Source organism: Aeromonas sp. FDAARGOS 1419 (assembly GCF_019047045.1).
Taxonomy (GTDB): Bacteria; Pseudomonadota; Gammaproteobacteria; order Enterobacterales; family Aeromonadaceae; genus Aeromonas; species Aeromonas veronii.
In genome coordinates this window covers 2,172,242-2,186,367 of sequence record NZ_CP077209.1, presented here as the reverse complement: position 1 = coordinate 2,186,367, position 14,126 = coordinate 2,172,242, and the positions used below count along the sequence as shown (strand labels likewise).

The 14,126-nt window shown below is 62.4% G+C and carries 11 protein-coding genes; 5 read left to right on the top strand and 6 right to left on the bottom strand.

The window, feature by feature from the left end; all coding sequences use genetic code 11:
- Positions 1-20 precede the first annotated feature (20 nt).
- Complete coding sequence (gene pykF, locus I6L49_RS09690) at positions 21-1,433, bottom strand: pyruvate kinase PykF (RefSeq protein WP_031227651.1); 1,413 nt, start codon at positions 1,431-1,433, stop codon at positions 21-23.
- A gap of 308 nt (positions 1,434-1,741) precedes the next feature.
- Here pykF and I6L49_RS09685 point away from each other — a divergent pair, with 308 nt between their 5' ends.
- Positions 1,742-1,981 (top strand): hypothetical protein, encoded by a 240-nt coding sequence (locus I6L49_RS09685; protein WP_216951459.1) that lies wholly within the window; start codon positions 1,742-1,744, stop codon positions 1,979-1,981.
- A 167-nt stretch (positions 1,982-2,148) separates the two neighbouring features.
- Entirely contained in the window at positions 2,149-2,913 is a 765-nt protein-coding gene (locus tag I6L49_RS09680; protein WP_216951457.1) for a class III extradiol ring-cleavage dioxygenase, read from the top strand.
- Positions 2,914-2,985: 72 nt separating this feature from the next.
- On the opposite strand, the gene I6L49_RS09675 is transcribed toward I6L49_RS09680, so the two are convergent.
- The 3 genes from I6L49_RS09675 to I6L49_RS09665 all read right to left on the bottom strand — a co-directional run bounded on the left by I6L49_RS09675 (position 2,986) and on the right by I6L49_RS09665 (position 8,493).
- On the bottom strand, positions 2,986-6,738 hold the full coding sequence (locus I6L49_RS09675) for an AAA family ATPase (RefSeq protein WP_216951456.1): 3,753 nt from the start codon (positions 6,736-6,738) through the stop codon (positions 2,986-2,988).
- On the bottom strand, positions 6,735-7,961 hold the full coding sequence (locus I6L49_RS09670; RefSeq protein WP_216951454.1) for an exonuclease SbcCD subunit D C-terminal domain-containing protein: 1,227 nt from the start codon (positions 7,959-7,961) through the stop codon (positions 6,735-6,737). Before I6L49_RS09670 ends, I6L49_RS09675 begins: the two co-directional genes overlap by 4 nt.
- A 103-nt stretch (positions 7,962-8,064) precedes the next feature.
- On the bottom strand, positions 8,065-8,493 hold the full coding sequence (locus I6L49_RS09665) for a GNAT family N-acetyltransferase (RefSeq protein ID WP_040065867.1): 429 nt from the start codon (positions 8,491-8,493) through the stop codon (positions 8,065-8,067).
- Positions 8,494-8,670: 177 nt separating this feature from the next.
- Between I6L49_RS09665 and rdgC the strand changes: the two genes are divergently transcribed.
- Together rdgC and ggt are read left to right on the top strand one after the other, a co-directional pair.
- Positions 8,671-9,582, top strand: a complete 912-nt coding sequence (gene rdgC, locus I6L49_RS09660; RefSeq protein ID WP_216951452.1) for a recombination-associated protein RdgC — start codon at positions 8,671-8,673, stop codon at positions 9,580-9,582.
- Between the two features lie 191 nt (positions 9,583-9,773).
- The gene (gene ggt / locus I6L49_RS09655) at positions 9,774-11,555 is read left to right on the top strand and encodes a gamma-glutamyltransferase (protein ID WP_216951451.1); all 1,782 of its coding nucleotides are present in this window, start codon (positions 9,774-9,776) and stop codon (positions 11,553-11,555) included.
- A gap of 64 nt (positions 11,556-11,619) precedes the next feature.
- Here ggt and I6L49_RS09650 read toward each other — a convergent pair whose 3' ends face one another.
- Complete coding sequence (locus I6L49_RS09650; RefSeq protein WP_005347462.1) at positions 11,620-12,090, bottom strand: FKBP-type peptidyl-prolyl cis-trans isomerase; 471 nt, start codon at positions 12,088-12,090, stop codon at positions 11,620-11,622.
- Positions 12,091-12,264: 174 nt separating this feature from the next.
- Positions 12,265-13,413: a sodium:phosphate symporter gene (locus I6L49_RS09645; protein WP_005359054.1), complete on the bottom strand. Its 1,149-nt coding sequence runs from the start codon at positions 13,411-13,413 to the stop codon at positions 12,265-12,267.
- 249 nt (positions 13,414-13,662) lie between these two features.
- Between I6L49_RS09645 and I6L49_RS09640 the strand changes: the two genes are divergently transcribed.
- Positions 13,663-14,037 (top strand): hypothetical protein, encoded by a 375-nt coding sequence (locus tag I6L49_RS09640; protein ID WP_005359057.1) that lies wholly within the window; start codon positions 13,663-13,665, stop codon positions 14,035-14,037.
- Positions 14,038-14,126 lie beyond the last annotated feature (89 nt).

The following is a 14,126-nucleotide window of genomic DNA, read 5'->3' as shown; positions in this document are numbered from 1 at the left end:
TTCAACTCGTTCAGCTCTGATTAAAGAACGTGAACAGAAGCGGTGTTGGTGGTGCCGCTCGGCACCAGAGCACCGGAGACCATCACAACCACGTCACCTTTCAGACCCATGCCGATTTCCAGCGCGGCTTCTTTACCGATGCGATAAAAATCGTCGGTAGAGGCGATGCTGTCAACCACGTGAGCAACCACACCCTTGGTCAGAACCAGCTGGGCAGCAGTTTTCTTGTTGGTGGTGATAGCCAGGATCCAGGCTTTCGGGAAGTACTTGCGAATGGCCTTGGCAGACTTGCCGCCTTCGGTAGCGACCACGATCAGCGGGGCGTCCAGCTTCTCGGAGGTCTCTACGGCGCCTTTACATACGGCTTCGGTGATGCGCAGCTTGTTGCTGTCGTTGGCAGCAGACAGGTTGGACGGCATCACGGCATCGGTACGCTCGCAGATGGTGGCCATGATGGTCACGGCTTCCAGCGGGTACTTACCCTTGGCGGATTCACCGGACAGCATCACTGCGTCGGTACCGTCCAGGATGGCGTTGGCCACGTCACCAGCTTCGGCGCGGGTCGGACGCGGGTTCTTGATCATGGAGTCCAGCATCTGGGTGGCAGTGATAACCACTTTGCGGGCTTTGTTGCACTTGGCGATGATCATCTTCTGGGCGAAGATAACTTCTTCAACCGGGATCTCTACACCCATGTCGCCACGAGCAACCATGATGCCGTCGGAAACAGCCAGGATCTCGTCGAAGTTGTCCAGACCTTCCTGGTTTTCGATCTTGGAGATGATCTGGATGTTCTCGCCGCCGTGGGCTTTCAGGTGCTCACGGATTTCCAGAACGTCTTCTTTCTTGCGGATGAAAGAAGCAGCAACGAAATCAACGCCTTGCTCGCAACCGAAGATCAGGTCGCGCTTGTCTTTCTCGGCCAGGGCCGGCAGCTTGATGGAGACGCCCGGCAGGTTAACGCCTTTGTTCTCGCCCAGGTCACCGTTGTTCAGCACTTTACAGATAACTTCGCGCTCGGTGATTTCGATAACGTCCAGACCGATCAGGCCGTCATCAACCAGGATGCGGTTGCCGACGCGCAGATCGTTGGCGAAACCGGCATAGGTCACGGCCACTTTGTCTTTGTTGCCAACCACGGTCTGGTCGGTGGTGAAGGTGAAAGTCTGGCCAGCGACCAGCGCGACGTCGTTGCCGCCTTCCAGCTTCATGGTACGGATTTCCGGACCCTTGGTGTCCAGCAGGATAGCTGCGTGCTTGCCGGTCTCGGCCATTACAGCGCGCAGGTTGCTGATGCGGCTGCCGTGCTCGGCGTAGTCACCGTGGGAGAAGTTCAGGCGCATGACGTTCATGCCGGCGTCCAGCATTTTGGCCAGCATTTCTTTGGATTCGGTCTTCGGACCGATGGTGCAGACAATTTTGGTCTTTTTCATGTCAATCTTCATGGTTAAGGAATTTCCGCCGAGCAATATACACCAGTTTTTGGAATCTTTTTATGATCCAGAAACAACGTTTTGACCAGATAACGTTTTCTTTTCAGGGATAACGTTTTCCTGTGAGTCACATTTTAGAGCATACGGCCACAGGTTCGGGCTAAAGGGATACAAATGTTGCCATCTGTGGTTGTTTGGCCGGGTTGAGGTTCAGATGTTGTAAAATGACCACCCGTCCGCTGTCACCGTCTTGTCACCGGCTTGCGCAAAAATGTTAGTTCATTGGCGTACGGGTGAAGGAGGTCGGGATGAAAAACAGCCATGAAACCGGATGGGCTCTGCTCTTGCTGGGCGCCGCCCTGCTGCTGGTTCAGACGCTGCCAGCCCGCTACTGGCCTGACAATGCGCGACTGCTGGCGATCTTCTCCCATCCAGTGAAAGAGGAGGCGGCCGAGGGATTAGCGTGGCGAGAGTGGCAGGATCACAGTGCAGCGACCCGGATGGCGCTTCGCGCAGCCCGACTGCAGCCGGAAGCGTCGCAGCCTTGATATCTATTGCTGCTTACCGGTCGTGAAAGCGTGAAATTATCAACCATTAGTTGATAGTTCTTATCTATCTTGCCGGATTGTCCACCTTTCATGGCGGGAGGATAATCGATTCCAACAGCGATATCCCCTCCGGTATCGCCCCCTGATACTTTGTTGGAGTCCGCTTTATGTCCCTCGCCCCCGTCTGGTTTATCTCTCACGGCGCACCGGATCTGGTGCTGCGTGAGCAACCCGCCACCCGCTTTCTGCGAACCCTGCGTCTGGGTGAGCTCAAGGGGCTGGTGGTCATCTCCGCCCACTGGTTCAGCCGCGAGCTGCAGATCAACGTCGAGCCCAAACCGGAGCTGATGTACGACTTTTACGGCTTCCCCGAGCCCCTCTACCGGATGCGCTGGCCTGCCAGCAGCCCCGAGTGGTTGCTGCAGGGGGTGAGCGACCAGCTGGCACTGGCCGGACTGACCGCTACCCCGGTGCGGCGCGAGCTGGATCACGGGGTCTGGTCGCCGCTCTCCCTGATCGACCCAAACAGCGAGATCCCGCTGGTGCAGGTCTCCATTCCCGCGAGCTTCACCCCGGCCCAGTTGTGGCAGTTGGGAGAGGTGTTGGGGGCACTGCGCAGTCAGGGGATTGGCATCCTCGCCTCCGGAGCCATCACCCACAACCTGCGGGCGCTGGCACCGGAAGGCTCGCCGGTGCCGGAGTGGGCCAGCCAGTTTGTCGACTGGCTGGAGCAGAAGATGGCCGACGAGGATCGTCTGGCGCTGCTCGACTATCGCCAGCAGGCTCCAGGCGCGGTGGAGTCCCATCCCCACGATGACCACCTGCGCCCGCTCTTTGTGGCGTTGGGGGCGGCCGATGGTGTGGCTCCGACCCGGCTGCACGACAGTTGGGATGGCGGCAGCCTCTACATGGGCGCCTACCGCTTCGGCTGATAGCCTCTCAACAAGACCCCGCCAATTGGCGGGGTCTTGTTGTTTACGGCGTGGGGGGTGAGCCGAGGGCTCTCAGGGAACCACTACCCGGCTCTCGCCGCCGCCGAGGGCTTCGACCCTGACCTGCACGCCAATCCGCTCCACCAGCGTCTGGACGTGGGAGATGACCCCGATCTGGCGACCGGCGGCTTGGAGGGAGTCGAGGCTGGCGAGCGCCAGATCCAGACTGTCCGGATCCAGGGTGCCAAACCCCTCGTCGATAAAGAGCGACTCGACCTGGGTCTGCCGTGACGAGAGGCTGGAGAGGGCCAGCGCCAGCGCCAGCGACACCAGAAAACTCTCGCCACCGGAGAGGGAGTCCACCGAGCGCACCTCGTCCCCCATGTCGAGATCCACCACTTGCAGCGCCAGATCGGTGCCGGGTACCCGCTCCAGCCGGTAGCGCGGTGATAGTTCGGCGAGCTGGGCGTTGGCCTCCAGCAGCAGACGCTCGAGGGTGAGGCTCTGGGCGAAGGTGCGGAACTTGGCGCCGTTGGCTTGCCCGATCAGATCGCACAGCTGCTGCCAGTGATCGGCGACAGCCTGCTGGCTGGCGAGCTCCTGCTGCAGGCTGCCCGCCTTGAGGGCGGCCGCTTCTGCTTGCGCCAGCGTGCTCTTGCACTCGAACAGGTGCTCGTCGAGCTTACGGCAGTGGGCTTCCAGCGCCGTGAGCCGCAGCAGCAGCGCCTCCTGCGGCAGGGCAGCCAGCTCGGGGTGGTGCTCGCGATAGCGATCCCGCTTGCTCTCCTCCAGTACCAGCGCCCGTTGCCGCTCGGCAAGGCGGGTGCGCGCCTCGCCAAGGGCATCTTCCAACCCTTGCAGGGCAGTGCGGCGAGCCTTGAGTTCATCGGGGCTGATGGCGAGCAGACGGCGCAGGTCGTACTCGGCAATGCCAAGGGAACTGGCGTGGGCAGCCCAGCGACCCAGCACCTCCCGCTTGCGGCGACTGCTGGTCTGCTTTTCCTGCTCCACATGAGTGAGGCGGGTCTTGAGTTCGGTCTGCCGCTCCCGCAGAGCGCGGGCGCCGCTTTGCATCAGCTCCAGTTCGCTGGCGAGTTGTTGCAGCCGCTGTTGCCAGCGGCTCTCGACCAGCGGGATCTCCTCGCCATTCAGACAGGCGGCGCGGCTGGTGAGCAGCCCCTGCCGCTGCTGCTCATGCTCCTTGTAGTCCCGCTCGAGTTTGTGCAGCAGCTCGCGCTGGGTCTGCAGGCGCGCCTCCTGCGCACTTAGTGCCGGGGTGAGGCTGGCGATCTCGCTGGCCAGCCGCTCCCACTCGCTCTGGCCGTGCAGCCAGGCTTCGCAGGCTCGCTGCCACTCGTGCCACTGCTGGCTGCCGAGCCATTGGCGCCACGGTTGGCCGCCCATCTGCTCGTCGAGGCGGTGGGCGCCCTGTTCCAGACGCTGGCGCAGGGTCGCCTCCTGCTCGCCCATCCCCTTCACTTCCCCTTCCAGCGCGATGCGCTGGCGATCGGCCTCCTGCCACTGCTGGTCAAACTGCTGGTGCTGGGCAGCCAGTTGGCTCAGTTGCTGACGCACCCCTTGCAGCTGTTGTTGGCCAAGCTGGGCCTGACGCAGCTGCTGCTGGCTCTGGGCCAACCCCTGCTCCAGCGCCTGGCCACGGCCAAGCAGGGTGCTCATCAGCTCGTTCCACTCAATGGGGCTCTGGCGCAGCGGCAGCGGATGGCCGAGCAGGGTATCGCCACCCAGCTGTTGCCAGCGCTGGGTCAGCTGCTCGGCGCGCGCTTCCAGCTCCGGCAGATGTTGCTGGCGCACCGCCAGCTGGCGGGCCAGCTCCTGACGCTCGCTCTCGCACTGGATGTATTGATGATTGAGCCGATCCCACTCCAGTTCGAGGCTGCGGGCCCGTTCCGCCAGTTGACCGAGAATGCCGGCCACCTGTGGCTGGCTCTGGCTGTAGGGGTGCTCCCCGGAACCACACAGCGGGCAAGGTTCGCCATCACTCAGAATATGGCGATACTGCTCGAAGCTGGCGATGGCGCGGGACTGCTCCAGCGCGTGACGCGCCTCATCCCGCTGCAGTGCGAGCCGCTCGCGGGCGGGGGCCAGCTCGTCGCCTAGAGTGGCGAGCTTGCCCAGCGCCTGCTCCAGCTGGGCAATCTCCTGCTGCAAGCGGCCATGCTGTTCGCCGTGGTTGCGGCCATAATCGGCCAGCTCCAGCAGCTGGCGCAGCTGACCCAGTTGTTCAGTCTGCTGCTGCCACTGCTCCTGCGCCTTGGCGAGGCGGCTCTCCCACTGTTGCTCCTGCAGCTCGTTCTGTTGCTGTTGCAGCCGGTCTTGTTCATGTTGCCAGTAGTCGCGCTCTTGCTGGCCCTGCTCCAGCTGGCGCTGCAACTGTTGCAGGGCGCGCAGCTTGTGATCCCGCAGGGTGAGCAGCTGTTGCAGCTTGTCGGCATCCTCGGCCCAATCCTGCATGGCGGTGAGCAGGGGTTGCCACTGGCGGGCCACCGGTGCCAGCTCCTTGTGCTCTTCGAGCCAGAGCCCCCACTGCTGGTGCTGCTGCTTGAGCAGTTCCACCTGTCGGCTCTGCTCGCGCCAGCCCTGCTCCAGCGTGAGTTGCACTTCTCGCTCCTGTGCCCCCTCCTGCTGGATCTTCTGCAACTGCTGCACTTTTTCCCGGATGCGGGTATCGAGCTCCTGCGCCCGCTTGAGTTCGGGTTGCAGGGCACCCCATTCCCGCTCGGCGGCGATCTTCTCCGCCAGCAGCTGCTGCTCGGTCAGCGCGCTCTGCTGGGTCTGTTCCTCGAGCTTGGCAAGCTCCGGCCCAAGCTCGGCGATCAGCTTCTCCTGCTGCTGCACTTCCAGAGTGAGGCGGGCCAGCTCGTCGTGATCGGCGCGGGCCACCTGGGCCTGCTCGGCACGGGCAAACTCCTCGCGCTCGGGGGCCGCGGCGCCGTGGGCCTGCAGGGCGGCATCGAGCGCCGCCTGTCCCTCGGCGCAGCCCTGCAACTGGGCTGCAATGCGGCTATTGAGGTCGCGCAAGTCCTGCATCAGCTGCTGCTGTTGCTGTTCATGTTTGAGGGTGGTGGAGAGGCTTACCTGCTGACTTACCCAATGCTCGCGGGTGGCCTCGTCCATCAGCGCCACGTCGCCGAGGCGCTGGGCGATTATGGCCAGCTTCTGCTGCTCTTCCCGCGCCCGTTCATAGGTCTGGATGGAGATGGCGGAGTAGAGTTCGGTGCCGGTCATCCGTTCGAGCAGAGCGGAGCGCTCGTTGGCGTCCGATTTGAGGAAGGCGGCAAACTCCCCTTGCGGCAGGATCACCGCGCGGCGGAACTGCTCCCAGGAGAGACCCACCAGCTCGTCGATGCGATCCTGCAGCTCCCGCTTGCTGCCGGAGAAAACCTGACCCGACTCGACATCGGTCAGGGTGCGCTCCTGCGCCTGAAAGCGCCCCTCCGAGCGGTTTCGCGCCCGGCGCACCGCCCAGCGGGCCAGCCAGATGCGGCCATCGCAGCCACGAAATTGTACCTCGGCAAAGCCGCTGGCGTGGCCGCGACTGAGGATGCCGCGCACGTCGTTGGCCTTGAGTTTCTCCTCGTCATCCATGCGGCCCACTTCGGCCACGTTCTTGCGATTGGCGATAAAGCGCGGCATCTCGTCGTATAAGGCCAGACAAATGGCGTCGAGCAATGTGCTCTTGCCGGCGCCGGTATTGCCGGTGATGGCAAACAGGCCCGCGGCGCCGAGTGCCCCGCGGGTAAAGTCGATGGTGAAGGCGCCGGTCAGACTGGCCAGATTCTCACCTGACAGAGACAAGATTTTCATTGGTTTGACTCCTTCACCTGCTCCAGGATCTCTTCGAACGAGGCGACCAGCTGTGCCTCGGGCTCCCCCTCGAACTGGCGCTGATAGCAGAGGCGAAACACCTCGGTGGGGGAGAGCTCATCGAGCCTGCGCCGCTCGCGACCATCGGCCAGCCCTTCGCCCGAGCCCTGATATTGGGTGCTGATACGGGCCAGCCGCACCGGTTTGTCGGCGATAGCGGCGAGAATGCGCTCGCGAATGCGGGCTTCGGGCTTGGGCAGCAGCAACCGCACTTCGAGGAAGGGCTGTGCCTCTTGTGGACAAGGGGGGAGCGTCAGTGCCTCGATGGCTTTCAATGCGTCGTCGAGAGGGCTCTGGGGCAGACGGATCATCTCCACTGCGCGGGGCACCGGGATCCGCTCCAGCCCGGCCAGTTTCCCGCCCGCAAAGGTCACTTCCAGCACCTGATGGTTGTAGTTGGCTTCGGCGAGCGAGAGCGGCAGCGGCGAGCCGCTGTAGTGCACCCCCTCGGCCGGGCTCTGGGCCAGATGGAGGTGACCGAGCGCCGTGTAGTCGGCACCGGCAAAGAGTTCGGCAGGCAGGGCGTGCTGGTTGCCGCCGAGCACCCGCCGCTCCGACAACTCAGAGAGTTGGCCCGCCGCCAGATAGGCATGGCCCATGGCGATGAGCGGCAGCGCCTCCCCGCAGCGAGCCCCTCCTTCGGCCAGCACCTCGGCATAGATCTGGCGTACCCCTTCGATCAGCCTGTCCTGCCCCTCTGCCAACTGTTCCACCCGCAGATCGCTGCTGCGCAGGAACGGCACGGCGGCGCACCAGGCGGCAATCTTGCCCTCCTTGTCTTGCAGCGGTACCAGCAGGCGGTCGGTTTCGAGCTTGCCCTCACTGTCGCGGCTGATGCTGCCCACCAGATGCAGATCAAAGGCGCGCAGCAGCTCGTGGGGGGCATCGAGCTTGGAGGGAGAGTCGTGGTTGCCGCCGATCAGCACCATGTTGAGGCGGGGCATCTCGGCGCGCAGCCGCGCCAGAAAACGGTAGAGCTGTTGCCAGGCGCTGGCGGGGGGATTGGCGGTATCAAACAGATCGCCCGCCACCAGCAGGGCGTCGATCTCGCGCGCCTTGAGGGTGTCGCTCAGCCAGTCGAGAAAGGCATCGTGTTCAAAACGGCGGTCATGGCCATGAAGTTGATGGCCAAGGTGCCAGTCGGCGGTATGGAGGATTTTCATTGGAAAGCAGCCCGGTTGCAGGGACGGTGCCTGTGGCACCCGATGGAGACAAGATGAGGATGCCCTTTGCTTTTTTCAAGTAAAACAGGGGGCTGGCATCGATTCAGGCCGGTTCGCAGCACATCCGGTATTGAGGGTGGCCGGTGAGGGGATCGGACTCCTCGGCCTCGATGACAAAACCGTGGCGGCGATAGAAACGCACCGCCTGATCATTCTCGACAAAGACCCGGGCGTGGAGCGACGCCCCCTGACGCTTGGCTTCCTGCAGCAGGGCGTGGCCGACGCCGCGGCCCTGACGGTCGGGGCGTACAAACAGGGCGGCGAGATAGTTGTCCACCATCGCCATGAAACCGAGCAGATCGCCGCGCTCCTCGAACACCCAGATGGCGGCGCGATCGAGATAGCGGGTACGCAGATCCTCCTGGGCCTGCCACCAGCAGGAGGCATCGACGAAATCGTGGGCCTGCAGGGAGGCCAGCAACCAGATTTCGACGATCTCTTCCATGTCTTCCGGGCGACTGGGCCGCAACATACCTTCATCCTTATTAACAATTTACTTTCGCAGTCTAGGAGAACTTGATGAACAAACTGGTGACATAAATGAGACCCTGTGAGGTCGATCGCCCTTTATTTAGCGAGAATGATTGGCTGATCACAAAGCGCCTCTCTAGTACAATGCCCGCCGGACAATCTAGAGACCGAGGACGCCATGTGGTTTAAAAACCTGCAGATTTATCGCTTTACCCGCCCCTTTGACCTGACCGTGGATCAGCTGGAAACCCAGCTGGAAGCCTGTGCCTTCACCCCTTGCGGCAGTCAGGACATCTCCCGTTTCGGGTGGGTCAAGCCCCTTGGCAAATTCGGCTCAACCCTGACTCACTCTGCCTCCGGTCACATCCTCATCTGCGCCCGCAAAGAGGAGAAGATGCTGCCCGGTACCGTGGTCAAGGAGATGCTGGCCGAGAAGGTAGAGGCGATCGAGTTCGAACAGGGACGCGCCCTCAAGAAGAAAGAGAAGGAAGCGCTTAAAGAGGAGATCCTCCACACCCTGCTGCCCCGTGCCTTCAGTCGTACCAGCCAGACCTTCGCCTGGATCAATCCGGCCGACAATTTGATGGTGGTGGACGCAGGTTCTGCCAAGAAGGCGGACGATCTGCTGGCGCTGCTGCGCAAATCCATCGGTTCCCTGCCGGTGGTGCCGGTGGCTCTCAAGAACCCGCCCGAGATCACCATGACCGAGTGGCTGAACGAGGGCAACCTGCCTGCCTCCTTCACGCTGGAAGATGAAGCCGAGCTGCGCAGCGCAATGGAGCACGGCGGCATCATCCGCTGCAAGCAGCAGGATCTGATGACGGATGAAATCAAGAACCACCTGGCCAACGACAAGCTGGTGACCAAGCTGGCTCTCAACTGGGGCGAGACTGTCAGCTTTGTGCTGGGGGATGATCTCTCCATCAAGCGCCTGAAATTCAGCGAAGAGCTGCGCGAGCAGAACGACGACGTCACCAGCGAAGATCCGACCGCCCGTCTGGATGCGGACTTCGCGCTGGTCACCGCAGAGCTGTCCCAGTTTATCCCGGCGCTGTTTGCCGCCCTGGGTGGCGAAGAGCAGTCCATCTAACCGGACTTGCGCCTGTTTGGCCTCTGCCATCCCATCGTAAAAGCCGCCTTCGGGCGGTTTTTTTATATCTATTGCGGATAGCCATTATTGATAGATGAGTAAGATATTGATCTTGTTCAATAACTTGAGCTGTCAGCGCCAATCGTGACATAGTCCCCCTTCATGGTCATAAAACAGACAAGGAGAGTGTCATGTTGCGCAAACCTCTGGGGCTGGCTGTCGCCCTTGCCCTGCTGGCCGGTTGTGCCAGTGACAACGGCTTTCACTACACCCCGCCAGCCCAGACCCTGATTGCGCCGGAGGCGGCCAGTGGCTGGACCGACAAGCAGGGTTGGCAGGGCCATGACTTCATGGTGGCGGCCGCCAACCCGCTGGCGGTGGATGCGGGCTACCAGATCATCAAGGCCGGTGGCAGTGCCGTCGATGCTGCCATTGCGGTGCAGTTGGTGTTGACGCTGGTGGAGCCGCAATCCTCCGGGATCGGTGGCGGAACGCTGCTGCTGGTGTGGGATGGCCGCAAGGTGAGTGCGGTGGATGGCCGCGAGACGGCGCCGGCCGCTGCCACCGACCAGCTGTTTATGCAAGATGGCAAGCCGCTGGCGTTTTATGACGGGGTGGTGGGGGGCCGCTCGGTCGGCGTTCCCGGCACCCTGCGCGCTCTGGCACTGGCCCATCAACGTTATGGCAAGCTGCCCTGGGCTGTGCTGTTCGAGCCCGCCATCACGCTGGCAGAACAAGGATTTGTGATAAGTCCACGGCTGGCCACATTGCTGACCAAGGATCCCTATCTGGCACGGGATCCGGAGGCGCGAGCCTACTTCTATCAGGCGGATGGCAGCCCCAAAACGGCAGGCACCCGGCTGACCAACCCGGCGCTGGCCAAGGTGTTGCGCACCCTGGCCACGGAGGGGGTGGATGCCTTCTATCAGGGGCCGCTGGCGGATGCCATGGTGGCCAAGGTACGCCAGCATCCCACCAATCCCGGGGTACTGGCGGCCACCGATCTGGCCAGCTATCAGGCAAAAGTGCGGGATGGCCTCTGCTTTGACTATCGCCAGAGCAAGATCTGCGGTTTTCCCACTCCCTCGTCCGGCACCCTGGCGCTCGGCCAGATCTTCGGCATGCTGGAGAGCCGCGATATGGCGGCCCTCAAGCCGATCACCACGAAGGAGGGGGGACTGGCAGCCTCCAGCGAGGCTATCCACCTCTACAGCGAAGCGGCGCGTCTGGCCTTCGCCGATCGCAACCAGTACGTCGCCGACAGCGATTTTGTCAGCGTGCCGGTGAAGGGGTTGCTGGACAAGGGCTATCTGGCCGAGCGCGGCAAGCTTGTCGGTCAGCACTCCATGGGGATTGCCAAGCCCGGTACGCCGCCACTGGCGCTGGCGCGCGGCAAGGATGCGACCCCGGAACTCCCCTCCACCAGCCATGTCTCGATCGTCGACAAGACGGGGATGGCCATCTCCATGACCAGCTCCATCGAGGATGGTTTCGGATCGCGTCAGATGGTCAACGGCTACCTGCTCAACAACCAGCTCACCGATTTCTCCTTCACCTCGGTGGATGCCGCCGGTCTGCCGGTGGCAAACCGGGTGGAGCCGGGCAAGCGGCCCCGCTCCTCCATGTCACCCCTGCTGGTGTTTGACAAGCCAAGCGGCGAGCTGACCATGACGCTGGGCTCGCCGGGGGGCTCCGCCATTATCAACTACGTGGGCAAGACCCTGCTCGGTACTCAGGATTGGGGCCTGAACCTGCAACAGGCCATCAACCTGCCCAACTTTGGCAGCCGCAACGGCCCCACCGAGCTGGAAGCGGGACGCACCCCCATGTCGGTGGTCGAGGGATTGAAGGCGAGGGGACATGAGGTGGTACTGAATGAGCAGACCTCCGGCCTGCAAGGGGTTGAGCGCAATGGCGGTGGCTGGTTTGGCGCAGCGGATCCGCGCCGGGAAGGGATCGCCAAGGGGGAGTGAGGTTCCCATAACAACAAGGCCAGCATGATGCTGGCCTTGTTGTTGATGGAGCGTGACGGAGCGCTTACTGGATACCCAGCAGCTCCACGTCGAAGATCAGGACTGATCCCGGCGGGATTTTGCCAGCGGCGCGGTCGCCGTAGGCGAGGTTGGCAGGGATGTAGAAACGGGTCTTCTCACCTTCCACCATCAGCTGCACCCCTTCGGTCCAGCCAGCGATCACCTGATTGAGGCCAAATTCGATGGGCTCGCCACGGGCGACCGAGCTGTCAAAGACGGTGCCGTCCAGCAGCTTGCCCTCGTAATGCACCTTCACCTTGCTGGTGGCGGTGGGGTGAACGGTGCCGGTGCCCGGGGTCAGTACTTCGTACTGCAGGCCGGAGGCGGTGGTGGTCACCAGCGGCTTCTCCTTGTTGCTGGCGAGGAACTCGGCGCCAATCCGCACGTTGTCAGCCGCCAGCTTTTTGTTGTTGCTGCTGGAGTAGAAGTAGTAGGCCACACCGGCGATGAGCAGCGCGATCAGTATGAATTTCATCGGTTTTTCCTGTTCCATGAAATGTAAAAAGTGCAATGAGGGCGCCATCTTATCGCGCACCGCCCCTGATGGCGAGCCACAGGGCGGGAGGATGTGAGCGGGCAGGCAAAGCTCGGAGACGCAGACGGAAAAAGGGGCGAGTCGGTGACTCGCCCCTTGTCATGGCGGCGGCGCTTACTTGGCGGCCACCATCATCAGGGCGGGCAGGGCGAAGAAGAGACCCGTCACATAACCCAGAGCCAGCAGCTTGTTCTCGCTGCCTACCCGGGCCAGCCCCTCGGCGGCGCGCACCGGCAGGTCGCGCAGGAAGGGGATGCCATAGATGATGACCACGGCAAAGAGGTTGAACAGCACGTGGACCAGCGCGATGGTCAGGGCCAGCTGGGCACCGGCTCCGCTGATGGCGGTGGCAGCCAGCAGGGCGGTGATGGTGGTACCGATATTGGCCCCCAGGGTGAAGGGGTAGAGCTGACGGGTGCTGAACACGCCGCCGCCGGCCAGCGGGATCATCAGGCTGGTGGTGGTGGAGGAGGACTGCACCATGATGGTCACCAGCGCACCGGAGGTAATGCCGGTCAGCGGGCCACGGCCCAGCGCCTTGTGCAGCACCTCTTTGGCACGGCCAACCAGTACCTGTTGCAGCACTTTGCCGAGATACGTGACGCAGGCGAGGATCAGCAGGATACCGATGACGATAGTGGCGATGGCGGCACCCTTGCCCGGCAGGAAGGCAACGGCGCTGTCAATCAGCTGCTGGGCCGGTGCGGTCAGCGGCTTCATGAAATCCATGCCCTTCATCGACATGTTGGCGGAGCCTACCAGCAGGTTGGCCAGCCACTCGGCGCTATGTTGCAGCAGACCGAACATCAGCTCCAGCGGCAGGAAGATGAACACCGCCAGCAGGTTGAAAAAGTCGTGCACGGTAGCGGCGGCGAAGGCACGGCGGAACTCGGCGCGATCCCGCACATGGCCCATGGAGACGATGGTGTTGGTGATGGTGGTGCCGAGGTTGGCACCCATCACCATGGGGATGGCCATGCTGATGGGCAGGCCGCCAGCCACCAGACCGACGATCACCGAGGTGACGGTGCTGGAGGATTGCACCAGCGCGGTAGCGAGAATACCCAGCAGCAGGGCGACAAAGGGGTTGTTGGCAAAGGCGAAGATCTGGGCTGCGCCCTCGGCGCCGCCGGAGAAATCTTTGAAGCCGTGGGAAATGGCGCCCACGGCAACCAGGATCAGGTAGACCAGTACGATGACACTCATCCAGTTGAACAGGGCGCGGGTCGCGGGCGGCTGTGACAAGGAGTGATGGTGTTGCATAAAGCCTCTTGAGACGGTCGTTCCGTCTTGGGTTGTTGATGACCTGCGCATTTAATCAATGGTTAATGACAGAAATATGACAACGTGACATTTCGATGATGTTTTTATGACGACGAACTGCGGCGACAGGCGCTGACCGAGCCGGTTGGCTCTGGGGTGGCAAAAGGGGGGACGAAAGCACTGCCGCCTTGTCAGCCGGAATGTGATCGCTACACTGCGCCCCTTTATTGGCAAGCAGGAGTAAACAAGATGATGCGTGCATGGATCCTCTCTCTGTCGCTGGGGCTGCTCTCGGCAGGGGCACAGGCCAGCCTGTTGAAAACCGACTGCAACCTCGACAAGGCCCTCAAAAACGAAGCGGTGAATGCCACTTTGGGGGTCAAGGGCAACTGTGATACCAGCAAGCTGGTGAAGCAGGAGAAAGAGAAGGTGAAAGCTGAGGTGCAAAAAGGCCGCAACGACCTGCTGGGCGAGAAGCGTGCCGACCTCAAGGAGAGCGGCAACGGTATGCAGCAGAAGATGGACAAGGCAAACCAGCAGTTGCACAAGGCGGAGCAGGATGCCAAGACCATCGCTCGCGATCCGCTCAAGGCTGCGGCGACCGCCGTACTGGATAAGCAGTAAGCAGACCGGGCCCAAGCCCGTGTGACCGGCCACAGACCGGCAGCAAAAAGGGGAGCCATGGCTCCCCTTCTGTCTATCCGTTATCCGCA